Consider the following 13,746-nt stretch of genomic DNA (forward strand, 5'->3'; position numbering starts at 1 on the left):
CCCGCAACCCCAGCAGGTCGAGGCCCTGGGCGAGGGTGGCGGCGGTGAGCCGGCAGAGAGCGATCCGGTTGGCCCGGAGCCCGGGGGTCCGCGCCTTCAGTACCGGGCAGGCACCGTAGAACTCGGTGAACGCCTTCGCCAGCGAGAACAGGTACCCGCACAACCGGTGCGGCTCCAGCTCCTGGGCGACCTCGCGCAGCACGGCGCCCAGACTGTCCAGCAGCAGGATCAGCGACCGCTCAGCCGGGTGCAACGGCAACGACGGGTCCAGCGGCGGCAGTTCGTCCAGCGAAGAGGCGCCCGCCTTGGCCAGGATGGCCCGCACCCGGGCGTGCGCGTACTGCAGGTAGACACCGGTGTCGCCCTGCAGCGAGACGATCTGCTCGATGTCGAACACGTAGTTCTTCGCCCTGGAGGTGGACAGGTCGGCGTACTTGACGGCGCCGATTCCGGCCGCCTGCACCACCTGCTCCAGCTCGTCCCCGGTGAGGTCGTGCGGCTTGTCGGCCATGACCTCCCGCACCCCCGCGACCGCCGCGTCCAGCAGGTCGGCCAACCGCACCGTGTCACCGGACCGGGTCTTGAACGGTGTGCCGCCCGGCCCCATCACGGTGCCGAACGGCACGTGCTCCGCCTCGATGTGGTCCGGCAGCCAGCCGGCCCGCCGCGCGGTGGCGAAGACCATCCGGAAGTGCATCGCCTGCCGGGCGTCCACCACGTAGAGGATCCGATCGGCGCCGAGCTCGTCGACCCGGTGCCGGATGGTCGCCAGGTCGCTGGCCGCGTACCCGTAGCCCCCGTCCTGCTTGCGCAGGATCAGCGGCACCGGCTGCCCGTCGGGCCCGGTGATGTCCTCGAAGAAGACGCAACAAGCACCACCGCTCTCCACCGCAATCCCGGCGTCCACCAACTCCTGTACCAATGCTGGGAGTTCAGTGTTGTGCCGGGACTCGGCGTCGATGTCCTGCGGGGTGAGCAGCAGGCCCATCCGGTCGTAGAGCTGCTGGAAAGCCTCGGTGGAGACCGCCACCAGCTCCTGCCAGACGGCCATGGTGGTCGCCTCGCCGCTCTGCAGCGCCACCACCCGCAGCCGGGCCCGTTCGGCGAACTCCGGGTCGGCGTCGAAGGACTGGCGGGACGACTTGTAGAGCGCGTCGAGCGCCGAGACCCGGCCGCTCGGGTCGGCCTGCCGCCAGTCCAGCTCGGGATGCTCCACGAGGTACTGGATCAGCATGCCGAAGTTGGTTCCCCAGTCGCCGAGATGGTTCTGCCGGACCACCTCGGCGCCGAGGAAGCCGAGCACCCGGGCCAGCGAGTCGCCGATCGCATTGGTCCGCAGGTGACCGACGTGCATCTCCTTGGCGATGTTCGGCCCCGAGTAGTCGACCACGATCCGGGTGCCGGTCAGCGGCTCGCCGACACCGAGCCGCTGCCGGGGGTCGGCGAGCCGGGAGCCGACCTGCTGCCAGATCCAGGCGTCGGACAGCGCCAAGTTGAGGAACCCGGGACCGGAGAGGTCCACCGTCAGCGGGCCGTCCGCCGCCAACTCCCGCGCCAGCCCGCCGGCCAGCTCCTGGGGCGTCAGCCCGGCCGGCTTGGCCAGCGCCAGCGCCGCGTTCGACTGGAAGTCCGCGTGCTCGGAGGGTCGGACCAGCGGGTCCCGCTCGGCCAGCTCGCGCGGCAGCACGCGGGCCATGGCGGCCGACACTGCGCGCTCCACAAGGCTGATGGCGGCGAGGACCTCGGTCACGGTGGGACTTCCTCTCGGGGCTTGGGTCAGGTATCGCCGCAGCTTATGAGCGGACGAGGGCCCGGGCCGAGCGATTTTCCGGCACGCCCGCCCACCGGCCCACCCGACCACCGGCCCCGACAGCTTCCAGGCAGGGCGGCCCAACGGCTCCCGGCCTGCCGACCCGCCCACCTGCCGACCCGCGGACCCACCCACCCGCCGACCCGCCGACCCGCCGACCCAGAAGCCTCGCGGCGCACCCCAGGAGCCTTCCGGCACGCCGACGTGTGAGCCTCCAGCGCGCCGACCCGTCAGCGGAACGCGGCCAGGTGGCGCTGCGCCCAGTCGGCGAAGGTCCGGGCCGGACGGCCGAGCAGCTTCTCGACGTCGGGGCTGATCCGCTGCTCGGCCGGAGTCGGCGCCCCCATGATGGCCAGAGTGGTGTCGACCACCGGCTCCGGCATCATCCCCATTAGCTCCGCCCGGGCCTGCTCCTCCGTCTGCTCGACGAACTCCACCGGCTCGCCGAGCAGTTCGCCCAGTACCGCGGCCCGCTCGCGCGGCGTGCTCAGCTCCGGACCGGTCAACTCGTAGGCCCGGCCCGCGTGTCCGTCCTCGCCCAGCGCCAACGCCGCCACCTCCGCGATGTCGGCCGGGTCGACCAGCGGCAGCCCCACGTCACCGAACGGCGCCGCCGCGGTGCGTCCGGTGCGCACCGACTGGGCCCAGGCGAAGGCGTTGGAGGCGAAGGCGCCGGGCCGCAGCACCGTCCAGTCCAGGCCGGACGCGCGCACCGCCTCCTCGACGGCGCGGGCCACCCCGCCGTGCCAGGCGGAGTCGGGCCGGGTGACCACGCCGAGGCTGGACAGCAGCACCACCCGCCGCACCCCGGCGGCCTCGGCCAGTGCCAGGATCTCGGCGGCGCGCAGAGCCTGCCCGCCGGCCCCGCCGTCGTGCAGGAAGAGCGCCTCGGCACCCTCCAACGCGGGCCGCAGACTCTGCGGATCGGCCAGGTCGGCGACCTGGTGGCCGGCCCCGGCCGGCTGCTGCGCCGCCGACCGGGACACCGCGACCACCTCCCCGGCCCGCCGCCCGGCCAGCGCCGCCACCAGCGGTCGGCCCACGTTCCCGGTCGCTCCGGTCACCACGATCATTTCGTCAACTCCCATACAGTCCGGGCCCGTTGCTTGTTGCTGCGGGCCGTTCAGGTCAACACGGAAGACGTTAACAGCCCCGGTATAGTAGGTACCTAGAGGAAAGTGACTATGCCGAAGGGGAGTTGGCATGGAAATGGAGATCGACGCGTCGAGCAGTCCGGAACTCGCCTGTCCGATCGCGCCGGTGCTGGACATCGTGTTCAGCCGCTGGACCACACCGATCCTGTGGACCCTGCACATGCACGGGCGCCAGCGGTTCGTCGAAGTGCAGCGCCGGATCGGCTCGGTCACCCCCAAGGTGCTCACCCAGCGGCTGCGCCAACTCGAGCGCGACGGGCTGATCGTGCGCACCTACCACGCCGAGGTGCCGCCGCGCGTGGAGTACGAGATCAGCGAGCTCGGCCGCAGCCTGGCCCCGGTCTTCGCCCACCTGACGGACTGGGCCACGGCCAACCTCCCGCAAGTCGCGCGAGCCCGCGAGGAGTACGACGGGCGGCCGGGGCAGTAGGGGCAGGAGAGCCGCCTCGGCACAACCCTCCAACGGGATGTTGCACAGACCCTTTGACATCCGAGCCGACACTACGTCACTTTGGTAGTCGACTGACAGTCGGTCACCAGATCATCACCAGGGGGGACCAGAGTGAAGAAGGTCATCAGCGCACTCGTCGGAGCTACTTGCGGCCTGGCCCTCGCCATGGGCGGCGTCGCTTGGGCGTCCGACGGCGGCAACCCCGGCGCGCCGGCGCGAGCCGCCATCACGATCGCGCCCGGGGGCAACAGCGGCTCCTGCTGCTGACGCCACATCTCCCCTGCGGCGCCACCGCGTTCGACGTGGCGACCACCGCAGGGGAGTCCCGGCCTACTCGGTGCGCAGCGCCTCGGCGATCGGCAGTCGCGCGGCGCCACGGGCGGGCACCAGGGCACCCAGCACGGCGATGCCGACTCCGGCCAGAGCGAGGCCGATCAGCTCCGGCGCGTGCCACACGTCCTTCATGGACTCCGAGAACACCATGATCGGAATGTGCTCCACGATCACCCGGTGCACCAGGATCCCGAACGGCACACCGATCACCGCACTGGCCAGCCCGAGCCCGGCCACCGAGGTCACCGTCATCGCGGTCACCTGACGCGGCGTCATGCCGATCGACTTGAGCATCCCCAACTCCCGCCTTCGCTCACGGACGTTGAGCAGCACGGTGTTGAAGACCCCGAGCGCCGCGACACTGCCGAGCAGGATGCTGAACACCGTGGTGAACCCGATCACCGACACCGTCGGGGCCGTGGCACCGGACGGCTCCTGAACGGACGGGTAGAGGCCGGGATCGATCGCACGGACCGCCTTGACGTAGGCGGCGCTGTCCGTACCCGACGCGATGCGCACCTCGTAGGAGTTGACCCGGTGCTGCGGGGCGAGGTCGAGCGCCGTCTGCCAGTTGGACGTCACCACGCCGGCGTTCCCCTCCAGCGGCTCGCCCACGATGGCCACCGGCAGCCGGCGCCCGGCCAGCTCCAGAGTGATCCGGTCACCGAGGTGCAGCCCGTGCTGCGCCAGGAAGGCCGGCCCGGCCACCACCTCGTCCGGACCGGTGGGCGGACGCCCGACCGTCACCCTGGCCTCCCGCTGCCAGTCGTCCCCGCCGTAGAAGTCGGCGTACACCGACTGGCTGTATCCGGTCATTCCGACCAGGGTCAGGTACCTGCGGGTCAGCAGCTCGGTCCCGGGCAGGGCACGCAGTCGGGCCTCGATCTCGGCGGGGCTCAGCTTGGGCTCCTGCTGGTTGTGGTCGGCGGCCTGCCCCAGGTCCACCTCCACCCCGGTGCCGACCGGGGGCGACCCGCTGGTCCCCGCCGCGATGATGGTGCTGCTCAACCCCGTGGCCAGCGTCACGGCGGTGACGCCCAGCACGATGGCGGCCATGGTCAGCGCCGTCCGGGCCGGCCGGGCGAACGGCTGGCCGAGGCCCAGGCTCACGGCGCGCGGCAGCCGCGACCCGCTGAGTGCGCGCTGCACCCGCAGCCCGCGTCCCGCCCGCGGCGCACTGCCGGCCGTGATCGCCCGGGTGGCGGAGAGCCGCCCGGCGCGCAGCGCGGGCACCAGGGCAGCGAGTGCCACCAGCACCGGCATGCCCACCACACAGCTGAGCGGCGCCCAGAGGGCCGGGTGGGAGACGTCGGCGGTGCCGGTGGAGATGCCGCCGAAGGCGACCTTCATGAAAGGCACCGCCAACACGGCCCCGACCAGGCTGCCGAGCACCGCCCCGACCAGTGCGGGCACCAGGAGCATGCCCAGGTAGACCGCGACCACCTGGCGCGGGGTGAAGCCGATCGCCTTGAGCACCCCGATGTGCCGGAAGCCGGCGACCACCGCGCTGCTCACCACGTTGCCGACCAGCAGCACCGCGATCACCAGGCCGAGCACGCCGAAGGCCGTCAGCAGCGGCAGGAAGGAGTCGGCCCCCGCCGAGAACTGCTGCTTGAGCGTCAGGTAGGTCTGCGCGCTGGTCAGCGCACCGTCCGGGAGGCCGGCGGTGGCGGTGGCCAGCGAGGCGTGGAGCTGCTGGTCGGTGCCGGCCGAGGAGAAGCGGTAGAGCATCTGGTACGCCGTCGGGTGCAGCGCGGCCATCTCCTCCGGGGCGACCCAGCCGCGGGCCGACTGGCTCATGCTGGCCGCGTAGCCCACCACGGTCAGCGGCGGCAGCCCCTTGGGGGTGATCTTGACGTTCAGGTCGCGACCCGGGAAGTCGTTGCTCTCGATCACGATCTCGCCGGGCGCGGTGGCCCAGCGGCCCGCCCGCAGCGTGACCTGGTCGACCGGCCCGCCCGGATCGGCGCGGCCGACCACGGTGATGGAGCCGGGGGCGTAGCCGAGCCAGTCCCCGGGCATCTCCAGGGTCGTCTCGGCGAACGGCCCGGCGGCGGCCCGCACGCCGGGGCGGTGGGCGGTGTCGGCCAGCTGCGCCGGCGTCGTGGTGGCGGCGTCGAAGCTCGCCACCACATGGGCGCCGCGCTGCTTGCCGAAGGCGTCGTCGAAGGGCGCGGTCGTCACGGCGAGCACGGAGAGCGCCAGCACCACCGTCACGGTGCAGCCGAAGACGACCAGCCCGATCACGGTTGTCTGCAGCTTGCGCCGCCGCACCGCGCCACGCGAGGCCCGCCAGACGGCACTCATGCGTCCACCTCGCCGCGCTCGGCGAGCGCCTGGCGCCCGCGCACCTGCTCTTCGTCGTGCTCGGTGCCGTGCTCGGCACGCGCGTCACACAGGCGAACCCAGCTGGTGTCCCGCCCGCTCATTTCGGGGTCTCCAGCATGGTCTCGCGGGCCACCCGGCCGTCGGCGACCTCGACCAGGCGGCTGGCGCAGCGATGGGCCAACTGCGGGTCGTGGGTGACGATCAGCAGCGTCTGCCCGATCTGGTTGAGGTCGATCAGCAGGTCCATCACCTGCTCCCCGGAGCGGCTGTCCAGCGCCCCGGTCGGCTCGTCGGCCAGCAACAGCGCCGGACGGTTCATCAACGCCCGTGCCACCGCGATCCGTTGGCGCTGTCCACCACTGAGCACCGCCGGGTAGGCGTCCTTGCGGTCGGCCACCCCGAGCTCGTCGAGCAGCTCCAGGGCGCGGCGGCGCGCCTGCCGGGCCGAGACCCCGGTGAGCTGGGCGGCCAGCGCCACGTTGTCCAGTGCCGGCAGGTCGTCGATCAGATTGAAGAACTGGAAGATCATGCCGATGTGGCGCCGCCGGAACAGTGCCAGGGCGGTCTCGTCGAGCGCGCCCAGGTCCTGGCCGTGCACCTCGACGGTACCGGCGGTGGCCCGGTCCAGCCCGGCCACCAGGTTCAGCATGGTGGACTTGCCGCAGCCCGAGGGCCCCATCACGGCGACCGCCTCCCCGGCCCGGATCTCCAGTTCGAGGCCGTCCAGTGCCTTGGTGTCGCCGTACTCCTTCTGAACGCCCGCCAGCCGCACCACGGCGTCCCCGCGGCTGGTGGTCGCTCCTGGGGGCGACACCGTCGTCAGCTTGTGGTCTGTGGTCATGGCCCGACGCTAGAAGGGCCGGGCCCGGCCGGTCATCCCACCTCCGGTGTAACCGTCGTCGCAGCTCATCCCGGGGATGTAGGCAGGCTGCACCTCCGGCATGACGCGGCGCGCCGGTGGCGGCTGGGAGAATGACGGAATGGGGGATTCGTGGGACTCCTGGCTGCTCGGTGCGCTGGCCGTGGCGTGTGCCGCCGCGGCCGGCTTCGCCGTGGCCTGGTGGCGGGCCCGCCGGCGGCACCTGGCGGCGCTGGAGGAGCGCGGGTGGCTGCTGGAGCGGGAGCGGGAGGCCGGTGCCGAGGCCGCGGTCAGCGCGGAGCGGACCAGGATCGCTGCCGAACTGCACGACATCGTCAGCCACAACGTCAGCCTGATGGTGGTCCAGGCCGGTGCTGCCCGCGAGGTCCTGACCGCGATGCCGCAGGAGGCGGCCAGCGCGATCAGTGCCGTGGAGAGCGCGGGCCGCGATGCCATGACCGAGCTGCGCCAGCTGCTCGGGCTGCTCACACCGGCAGCGGACGGGAACGACGAGCCCTATGACGGCGTGCGGTTGGCTCCGCAACCGAGCCTGAGCGGACTCAGCCGACTGGTCGACCGGTTCGCCTTCGCCGGGCTGCCGGTGGAGGTGCGGATCTCCGGGGAGCCGCGCTCGCTGGCGCCCGCGATCGACGTCACGGCCTATCGGATCATCCAGGAGGCACTGACCAATGTGCTCAAACACGCCGAGGGGGCGACGGCGACGGTGACGGTCAGCTATGGCCACCGCAATCTGCGGGTCGAGGTGCTGAACGCCGGCCCGACGGTGCTGCGCGAGCCGGCGGCCGACGTGTCGAACCCGGCCGCGCCCCGAACGACCGATGGTGGCCGGTCGGACGGCGCCGGGCGCGGGCTGATCGGCCTGCGCGAGCGCGTCGCGGTCTACGGCGGCGACCTGGACGCGCGGCGGCGCCTCGGCGGCGGCTACCGGGTCCGGGCCCGGCTCCCGTTGGACGGGAAGTGACCGGCACCCCGGCCGCAGAGCTCGCGGCCCCCGAGGAGCGACGCCCCCGAGTGGTGATCGCCGACGACCAGGAGCTGGTCCGCACCGGATTCCGCATGATCCTCACTGCCCGTGGCATCGACGTGGTGGGTGAGGCCTCCGACGGAGCGGAGGCGGTGGCTGCGGTGCTCCGGACCCGGCCCGATGTGGCGCTGCTGGACATCCGAATGCCCGTGCTGGACGGATTGGAGGCGGCTCGACGGATCGTCGCCCGGGCGCCCGACTGCAAGGTGATCATGCTGACCACCTTCGATCTCGACCAGTACGTCTACGCCGCCCTGCAGGCGGGGGCCAGCGGCTTCCTGCTCAAGGACGTCACCTCGGCCCATCTCGCCGCCGCCGTGCGCCTGGTCGACACCGGGGACGCCCTGCTCGCGCCGTCCATCACCCGCCGCCTGGTGGAGCGCTTCAGCGGCCCGACCCCGGTGGAACGACAACGGGCGGCCGACCCAGCACAGTTGGCGCCACTCACGGCCCGCGAGCGCGAGGTGCTGAGCCTGGTCGCCCGCGGCCTCTCGAACAGCGAGCTGGCAGCGCACTTGACCCTCAGCGAGGCGACCGTGAAGACCCATGTGGCGCGGATCTTCGCCAAGCTGGGGCTGCGCGACCGGGCCCAGGCAGTGGTCCTCGCCTACGAGACCGGCCTGGTCACACCCGGCGCGAGGTGACGGCGGTGGCCGTCACCCGGATCAGAAACAGCACCCCGGAGACGTAGGCCGCCGGGGCGAGCACGGTGCTGAGCAGTAGGTAGCCGACACCGGAGACCGTGATGGCCGCGGCCAGGGCCAGTCCCGTCCAGTCGATCCAGTCGGCCGACCGGGACCGCACGGCGCCCAGTCGGTGAACCGCGCCGGCCGCCCCAGCCCGCTCACCACCACGGCCAGGGCGAGCCCGGCGACGCCCTGGGTGGTGACGTACTGGGTGATCGCCACTGCGGTGTGACCGGCGAGTCCGGCCAGTACCTCGAGGCCGGTCGCGGCGACGGAGGGGTTCGGAGTTGCGATGCGTTGACGCAGTGGGTTGTCAACGGCCGGCGAGCGTGGAGTCCTTGAGGGCGGCGAGGAAGGCGGTGAAGGCCGCAGGGGTGAAGGTCAGCGCAGGACCGTGCGGGTCCTTGCTGTCGCGGACGGGGAGCACACCGGGGAGGCTGACGGCGATCTCGACGCACTCGCCGTTGGAGTTGCTGTAGCTACTCTTCCGCCACTCAGGGCTCACACTGGTCATCTCAATTCCTTCATTGCTGCGGCGATCCGATCAATGGTCGCCCTGGGCGACAACGCATCAGCTGACAGAAGATCATAGGCACGCTCAGCAGCCTGCACATCCTCCGGATCGGCGAGGATCTGACCTTGACGGAAGCCGTCCACCACCACAACTCCGAGCCCCTCATCGAGGGTCAGGGCGTGGAAGGGACCGTCGAGAGCTGCATGCGCGCCACTGCTGAACGGAATGACCTGAAGAACCGTCCTCGGATTCTGCGCCTCGATGATCAAGCGCTCGAACTGCCGCCGCATGACGACCGGATTCGCAACATGGCGGTGGAGGACCAACTCGTCGAGGACGATCCACATCTCCGGACGGTGGTCGCGTTCCAGGATTGCTTGACGCTGCAGTCGCGCGGCCACCTTCTCGTCCACAACGACCTGCTCGACTCTCGTGGCAGAGAACAGCGCCTCCGCATAATCCTTCGTCTGCAGTAGGCCAGGAACCACCTGCACCTGGAACGAGCGGATGATCGTCGCCGCCTCCTCCAAGTCCACGAACGGCCGGAACCACTTCGGGAACGCGAACTTGATCACCAGCGGCCACAACCGCTGGAAGTGGTCCCCCGTCCCCAGTCGGGCGTCGGCGAACACCGACAGCTCCTTGCTCGGCAGCCGCACCCCAGCCTCGATCTTGTTGAGCAGGGACGGCACCACGAAGGCCTCCCTGGCAAAGTCGGCCTGGCTGATGCCGTGTTCCTCGCGCTTGCGACGCAAGTCCGTCGCATAGAACGCCTGCACGGTGGAGGAGGGGTCGAGCTGCTGCGCGAGGGACATGGCTGAGCTCCCGATCATTGACGCCAGCGCCTTTCAACGCGCTCAGTAGCCAATCGTAGCTGCAGAGGGCAACCCATGGTGCACAGTCAGTGAAAGCACAGAAGTGCCCCTGCCTGAGATCGGAGCCCCTCATGACCACCCGCCTCCAGCGCATCACCGCCGCCCAGCGCGAGATCGCCGGCGACGCGCTCGCCCAACTCACCACCGCCCTCAGCGCCATTGACGTCGTGCTCCCCTCCGCCGGGCTCGACAGCCCATCGCAGTTCACCGGGCAGACGCTGATCCAGCTCGGCTCGATCCGCTCGGACGACGCCTTGAAGCTGGCCGAAGCCGTGCTCGCGGGCGCCGAGGCCAACCGTCACTGACCGTGCCGATCAAGCGCCCTCACCGCCGCCTCACCACCGCACGCCCCCGGCCGTGTCCGCTCGGCTGGCCGAACTGCCCGTTCTGCGAAGCGAGCCGTCCCATGACCTCCCCACTCCCAGCCCCACGCGAGCGTCGGCGGCACGAGATGACCATGCACGTCTACGACGTCACCAGCACTGGCAAGTGCATCGACATCTCCTACACGACCGTCGCGCCGGCCTGGCCCTACTCGGTCGAGATCGACAGCCGCTGGCCCGACTGCCGCTGCCGCCGTTGCCGCAAGCCGGCCACGGGGCGTCAGCGCTCACCTGTACCCGGTTGAACACAGCGCCGGCCCACCCGCGCGAGTTGCGTCGTCACCCGCCGGGGTTGGCCGTACCCTTGCCTTGCCGCAGGTACGAGTGCAGGGAGGGCACGGCATGGATCCGGTATCGGTGGGGCTGCTGGTCGCGTTGGCGGGCGGCGCCGGCGGGGAGATGGGCAAGCAGGCGTGGTCGGGACTGTCCGCGCTGGTCCGCCGGCCGTTCCACAGGGGCGACAACTCCCCTGCCGAGGGCTTCAGTTCGGGCGAGGGCGAGCTGGCCCTGCTGAACCAGGCTCCCGACAGCGTCGAGCGTGCCCAGGCGCTGAGCACGGCGCTGGCCGTCCGTGCGGCCCTCGACAGCGAGTTCCGCACGGAGCTCGACGCCTGGCACACCCGGGCTCGACCGGTTCTGGAGCAACCCCGCGTTCGCGACGTGCACAACGAGATCAAGGACGGTCACTACGAGGGGTTCGTCATCCAGGCGGGCAACATCGACAAGATCAACCAGTACTACACCCAGCCGCCCGCTCAGGCCGACTGAGCGACCTTGAACCCGGGCCTCCGGCGTGCCGCCCGCCACCGCCTCGTCCACCGGCCGCGACGGCGAGTTCGACGCGCTGCTCCGGGCGCTGCCCCCGCCGCGCCCCTGCCCCGGGAACGCCCAAGGCCCTACTCCCGCAACGTGAACACCCAAGCCTGGCCACCGTCCCCCGCCATCAGCGGGCGCAGCGCACCACGCGGCGGGTAGACCAGCAACTCACTGACGCCCAGTGCCAGTTCCCCGGGCCGAGGCACCACCACGTGGTAGCCGCCCGGCTCGCCACCTGCCCGCAGTTCCCAACCCACCGGCTCCGGGCGCCCGACCACCGGCAGGTCGGCCCGCGGCTCGCCCTCGTACCCGAGGTAGCCGCCGCCCCCGACATTGCGCAGGGAGACCGTGCCGTCCGGCATGAGCAGCACCTCCCACTGCTGCGTCCGCACCTCACCACCGGACAGCAGGACGACCCTCCGCCCGTCCGACGTGAGCAGCTTCCCGCCTGCCACGCCAACGCTGTAGACGAAGCCGGCGTGGCGACTGAGGACGGCCGCCGCCTGTCCCGTCCCCGCCGCGAGGAAGGCACCGCTACCAGCGGCTGCTGCACCGGCGGTGCCCAGGACATGACGTCGACTCAGTTGATCGGCCACGTCGGAAGCTTTTGCCACCAACCGCCCAACCATCCCCATCCGCCGCAGATTTCCCCCGGTCGAGTGACGCGACCTCCGTTAAGGTTCGAGCATGCACGAGACGATCAAGGCAGTCGCCGCCTCCGCCGCCCGCCTCACCGCTGCCGCCGACCGGCTCGGCGACGCCGACGTGCGGGCGCCCGCCGCGCTGCCGGGGTGGACCAGGGGGCACGTCATCGCGCACGTGGCGCGCAGCATCGATGCGTACCTGTGGCTGCTGGCGTTGGCGCGCACCGGGGTTGAGCCCGGCCCCCGGCAGACCGGGACGCAGATCGGGCAGGCCGTCGAGGAGTGGGCGGTGCGGCCCGCCGCCGAGCTCGCGGCGGATCTGGCGGACCGGGTGGCAGTGCTGCTGGCGGACTGCGAGACGATGCCCGAGGAGCGCTGGGACCACCTGGTGAGCGCGCTGGCCGGGTGGCGGCATCCGGCCTCGTACACGCTGTTCCGCGCCTGGCGGGAGATCGAGACGCACCATGTGGACCTGGCGGTCGGCTACCGTCCGGCCGACTGGCCCGCCGACTACGTGGCCCGGGCGCTGGACGAGACGCTGACCGCGCTGCACGCCCGGGACTTCCCGCTCGGCCGGGTGACGGCGCCGGACCTGGACCGCAGTTGGGAGGGACCCACCAGCGCGGTGGCCGTGCGCGGCGACGGCCACGCGCTGCTCGCCTGGCTCGCCGGGCGCGAGCAGGCCGACTCCCTCTCGGCGGACGGCCCCCTCCCCGAGCCGCCGAGCTGGCCGCTGCCCCCGGCTCCCGGCTGGAACTGAGTGCGCGTCAGCTCAACTCCAGCTCCCCCACGACCTCCTGGCCGCTCATCTCCCCCGTCTTGCGGAAGCCCAGGCCCAGGTAGAAGCCCTCGGGCCCGTCGTCGCCGGGGTGCCAGGTGACGGTGAGCTTGCTGCCACCGCGCCGGCGGATCTCCGCGGCTACGGCCTCGACGGCGAACCTGCCGTAGCCGCGGCCCTGTTGGTCGGCGGCGATGTTGAGCCGCCACAGGCCGGAGCGGATGTCGCGGCCGGTGCCGTCGCCGGCGAAGTCGATGTCCAGGAAGGCCATCAGGAAGCCGACTGGCCGGCCGCCATCGACGATCAGCCGCGGCCAGGCGACTCCGGTGGGATGCACGTAGGCCTCGGCCAGCGACTTCACCACCGGGTCGACCAGGTGCTGCTGGTCGGGGCGGACCGCGATGGCGCAGGCGGCGTCGAGGTTGGCGGGGGTGATTTCGTGCAGCTCCGGGTCGATCATCATGCACGCCAGCCTAGGCAGACGGGTCAACCCGTTTTCGGGCAGTCGTGCGGCCGGCTCCAGAAGCCCGCCTTGCACAGCAGCCAGTCGTCCAACACCGGTTCGTCATAGGTCTCCCGGTCGACCAGGACGAACTCGATCCACACGCCCTCGCTGGGCGTGAAGCGCAGGGTGCGCTGGTCGTGCAGGTTGGGATAGGTCAGCACGGTCCACTTCACGTCCGCGTCGGCCAGCGCGGCCGTCAGCCGGGACTCGGTGATCCGGGAGTCGACTGCGCGCAGCTCCCCCACCCCGGGCCCGGGGAGTTCGAGTTCCCCGCGCCAGACGGGGATGCTGAGCGATTTCAGCCGCCGGCACTCGCAGAGGATGAGTTCCAGGCTGCCGTAGCTGTACCAGCGCGGCCACCGGTCCTGGTGGAACACCCTGCCCCAGGCCGTGGGCGCACCGTACTGCGCGGTCAACTCGGCGAGTGAGGCGCCGCATCGGAGTGCGCCGAGCCGCCCGGTCGCCGCGAAGGAAGCCAGCTCGGCAGTGAACGACGGGACGCGCGAGTCGGTCATGGGCCAACTCTACGAGAGGTCCAACATGCCTCTACTAGAGACACTCGTTT

At 71.5% G+C, this 13,746-nt stretch carries 19 protein-coding genes; 8 read left to right on the forward strand and 11 right to left on the reverse strand.

Annotated elements, in window-relative coordinates:
- On the reverse strand, positions 1–1,750 hold a 1,750-nt coding region (gene argS, locus LN042_RS27915; RefSeq protein ID WP_372495832.1), incomplete at its 3' end, for an arginine--tRNA ligase.
- Between the two features lie 290 nt (positions 1,751–2,040).
- Positions 2,041–2,883, reverse strand: a complete 843-nt coding sequence (locus LN042_RS27920; RefSeq protein ID WP_230054167.1) for an NAD(P)H-binding protein — start codon at positions 2,881–2,883, stop codon at positions 2,041–2,043.
- 130 nt (positions 2,884–3,013) lie between these two features.
- Here LN042_RS27920 and LN042_RS27925 point away from each other — a divergent pair, with 130 nt between their 5' ends.
- Both LN042_RS27925 and LN042_RS27930 read left to right on the forward strand, forming a co-directional pair.
- Positions 3,014–3,394: a winged helix-turn-helix transcriptional regulator gene (locus tag LN042_RS27925; protein WP_372495833.1), complete on the forward strand. Its 381-nt coding sequence runs from the start codon at positions 3,014–3,016 to the stop codon at positions 3,392–3,394.
- A gap of 132 nt (positions 3,395–3,526) precedes the next feature.
- Positions 3,527–3,682 (forward strand): hypothetical protein, encoded by a 156-nt coding sequence (locus tag LN042_RS27930; RefSeq protein ID WP_230054168.1) that lies wholly within the window; start codon positions 3,527–3,529, stop codon positions 3,680–3,682.
- Between the two features lie 63 nt (positions 3,683–3,745).
- Here the strand turns inward: LN042_RS27930 and LN042_RS27935 are convergent, their stop codons facing one another.
- Genes LN042_RS27935 through LN042_RS27940 form a run of 3 tightly spaced genes read right to left on the reverse strand, consistent with a single transcriptional unit; the run spans position 3,746 to position 6,917 of the window.
- Positions 3,746–6,055, reverse strand: a complete 2,310-nt coding sequence (locus tag LN042_RS27935) for an ABC transporter permease (protein WP_230054169.1) — start codon at positions 6,053–6,055, stop codon at positions 3,746–3,748.
- Complete coding sequence (locus LN042_RS37405) at positions 6,052–6,177, reverse strand: hypothetical protein (protein ID WP_283843932.1); 126 nt, start codon at positions 6,175–6,177, stop codon at positions 6,052–6,054. Before LN042_RS37405 ends, LN042_RS27935 begins: the two co-directional genes overlap by 4 nt.
- A complete protein-coding gene (locus LN042_RS27940) occupies positions 6,174–6,917 on the reverse strand; it encodes an ABC transporter ATP-binding protein (RefSeq protein ID WP_230054170.1) in 744 nt (247 codons plus the stop codon). The genes LN042_RS37405 and LN042_RS27940 overlap by 4 nt, the downstream gene beginning before the upstream one ends.
- 139 nt (positions 6,918–7,056) lie before the next feature.
- On the opposite strand from LN042_RS27940, the gene LN042_RS27945 reads away from it, so the two are divergent.
- The gene (locus tag LN042_RS27945; protein ID WP_230054171.1) at positions 7,057–7,917 is read left to right on the forward strand and encodes a sensor histidine kinase; all 861 of its coding nucleotides are present in this window, start codon (positions 7,057–7,059) and stop codon (positions 7,915–7,917) included.
- Positions 7,914–8,624 carry a response regulator gene (locus LN042_RS27950; RefSeq protein ID WP_308191877.1) on the forward strand — a complete coding sequence of 237 codons (711 nt, stop codon included), beginning with the start codon at positions 7,914–7,916 and terminating at the stop codon, positions 8,622–8,624. The genes LN042_RS27945 and LN042_RS27950 overlap by 4 nt, the downstream gene beginning before the upstream one ends.
- On the opposite strand, the gene LN042_RS27955 is transcribed toward LN042_RS27950, so the two are convergent.
- From LN042_RS27955 to LN042_RS27965, 3 genes are all read right to left on the reverse strand, one after another.
- Positions 8,605–8,784: a hypothetical protein gene (locus LN042_RS27955; RefSeq protein ID WP_230054172.1), complete on the reverse strand. Its 180-nt coding sequence runs from the start codon at positions 8,782–8,784 to the stop codon at positions 8,605–8,607. The genes LN042_RS27950 and LN042_RS27955 overlap by 20 nt on opposite strands.
- Positions 8,785–8,979: 195 nt before the next feature.
- Positions 8,980–9,180: a DUF397 domain-containing protein gene (locus LN042_RS27960; protein WP_230054173.1), complete on the reverse strand. Its 201-nt coding sequence runs from the start codon at positions 9,178–9,180 to the stop codon at positions 8,980–8,982.
- Complete coding sequence (locus LN042_RS27965; RefSeq protein ID WP_230054174.1) at positions 9,177–9,995, reverse strand: helix-turn-helix domain-containing protein; 819 nt, start codon at positions 9,993–9,995, stop codon at positions 9,177–9,179. The genes LN042_RS27960 and LN042_RS27965 overlap by 4 nt, the downstream gene beginning before the upstream one ends.
- Positions 9,996–10,126: 131 nt before the next feature.
- On the opposite strand from LN042_RS27965, the gene LN042_RS27970 reads away from it, so the two are divergent.
- The 3 genes from LN042_RS27970 to LN042_RS27980 all read left to right on the forward strand — a co-directional run bounded on the left by LN042_RS27970 (position 10,127) and on the right by LN042_RS27980 (position 11,206).
- Entirely contained in the window at positions 10,127–10,360 is a 234-nt protein-coding gene (locus tag LN042_RS27970; RefSeq protein ID WP_230054175.1) for a hypothetical protein, read from the forward strand.
- A gap of 101 nt (positions 10,361–10,461) precedes the next feature.
- Entirely contained in the window at positions 10,462–10,683 is a 222-nt protein-coding gene (locus LN042_RS27975; protein WP_230054176.1) for a hypothetical protein, read from the forward strand.
- Positions 10,684–10,780: 97 nt separating this feature from the next.
- Complete coding sequence (locus tag LN042_RS27980) at positions 10,781–11,206, forward strand: hypothetical protein (RefSeq protein WP_230054177.1); 426 nt, start codon at positions 10,781–10,783, stop codon at positions 11,204–11,206.
- A 128-nt stretch (positions 11,207–11,334) separates the two neighbouring features.
- On the opposite strand, the gene LN042_RS27985 is transcribed toward LN042_RS27980, so the two are convergent.
- Entirely contained in the window at positions 11,335–11,709 is a 375-nt protein-coding gene (locus LN042_RS27985) for a ricin-type beta-trefoil lectin domain protein (protein WP_230054178.1), read from the reverse strand.
- 232 nt (positions 11,710–11,941) lie between these two features.
- Between LN042_RS27985 and LN042_RS27990 the strand changes: the two genes are divergently transcribed.
- Positions 11,942–12,658, forward strand: a complete 717-nt coding sequence (locus LN042_RS27990) for a maleylpyruvate isomerase family mycothiol-dependent enzyme (protein WP_230054179.1) — start codon at positions 11,942–11,944, stop codon at positions 12,656–12,658.
- Positions 12,659–12,665: 7 nt separating this feature from the next.
- On the opposite strand, the gene LN042_RS27995 is transcribed toward LN042_RS27990, so the two are convergent.
- Together LN042_RS27995 and LN042_RS28000 are read right to left on the reverse strand one after the other, a co-directional pair.
- Positions 12,666–13,139, reverse strand: coding sequence for a GNAT family N-acetyltransferase (locus LN042_RS27995; protein ID WP_230054180.1), 474 nt, complete (start codon positions 13,137–13,139; stop codon positions 12,666–12,668).
- A gap of 23 nt (positions 13,140–13,162) precedes the next feature.
- A complete protein-coding gene (locus LN042_RS28000) occupies positions 13,163–13,696 on the reverse strand; it encodes a hypothetical protein (RefSeq protein ID WP_230054181.1) in 534 nt (177 codons plus the stop codon).
- Between the last annotated feature and the right edge of the window lie 50 nt (positions 13,697–13,746).

This window comes from Kitasatospora humi, assembly GCF_020907985.1.
GTDB lineage: Bacteria > Actinomycetota > Actinomycetes > Streptomycetales > Streptomycetaceae > Kitasatospora > Kitasatospora humi.

Coding starts and splice junctions, on each gene's coding strand:
- LN042_RS27995 (WP_230054180.1), bottom strand. CDS start 13,139: ATGATGATCGACCCGGAGCTGCACGAAATCACCCCCGCCAACCTCGAC.
- LN042_RS37405 (WP_283843932.1), bottom strand. CDS start 6,177: ATGAGCGGGCGGGACACCAGCTGGGTTCGCCTGTGTGACGCGCGTGCC.
- LN042_RS27935 (WP_230054169.1), bottom strand. CDS start 6,055: ATGAGTGCCGTCTGGCGGGCCTCGCGTGGCGCGGTGCGGCGGCGCAAG.
- LN042_RS28000 (WP_230054181.1), bottom strand. CDS start 13,696: ATGACCGACTCGCGCGTCCCGTCGTTCACTGCCGAGCTGGCTTCCTTC.
- LN042_RS27945 (WP_230054171.1), top strand. CDS start 7,057: ATGGGGGATTCGTGGGACTCCTGGCTGCTCGGTGCGCTGGCCGTGGCG.
- LN042_RS27970 (WP_230054175.1), top strand. CDS start 10,127: ATGACCACCCGCCTCCAGCGCATCACCGCCGCCCAGCGCGAGATCGCC.
- LN042_RS27920 (WP_230054167.1), bottom strand. CDS start 2,883: ATGATCGTGGTGACCGGAGCGACCGGGAACGTGGGCCGACCGCTGGTG.
- LN042_RS27980 (WP_230054177.1), top strand. CDS start 10,781: ATGGATCCGGTATCGGTGGGGCTGCTGGTCGCGTTGGCGGGCGGCGCC.
- LN042_RS27965 (WP_230054174.1), bottom strand. CDS start 9,995: ATGTCCCTCGCGCAGCAGCTCGACCCCTCCTCCACCGTGCAGGCGTTC.
- LN042_RS27975 (WP_230054176.1), top strand. CDS start 10,462: ATGACCTCCCCACTCCCAGCCCCACGCGAGCGTCGGCGGCACGAGATG.
- LN042_RS27940 (WP_230054170.1), bottom strand. CDS start 6,917: ATGACCACAGACCACAAGCTGACGACGGTGTCGCCCCCAGGAGCGACC.
- LN042_RS27925 (WP_372495833.1), top strand. CDS start 3,014: ATGGAAATGGAGATCGACGCGTCGAGCAGTCCGGAACTCGCCTGTCCG.
- LN042_RS27990 (WP_230054179.1), top strand. CDS start 11,942: ATGCACGAGACGATCAAGGCAGTCGCCGCCTCCGCCGCCCGCCTCACC.
- LN042_RS27960 (WP_230054173.1), bottom strand. CDS start 9,180: ATGACCAGTGTGAGCCCTGAGTGGCGGAAGAGTAGCTACAGCAACTCC.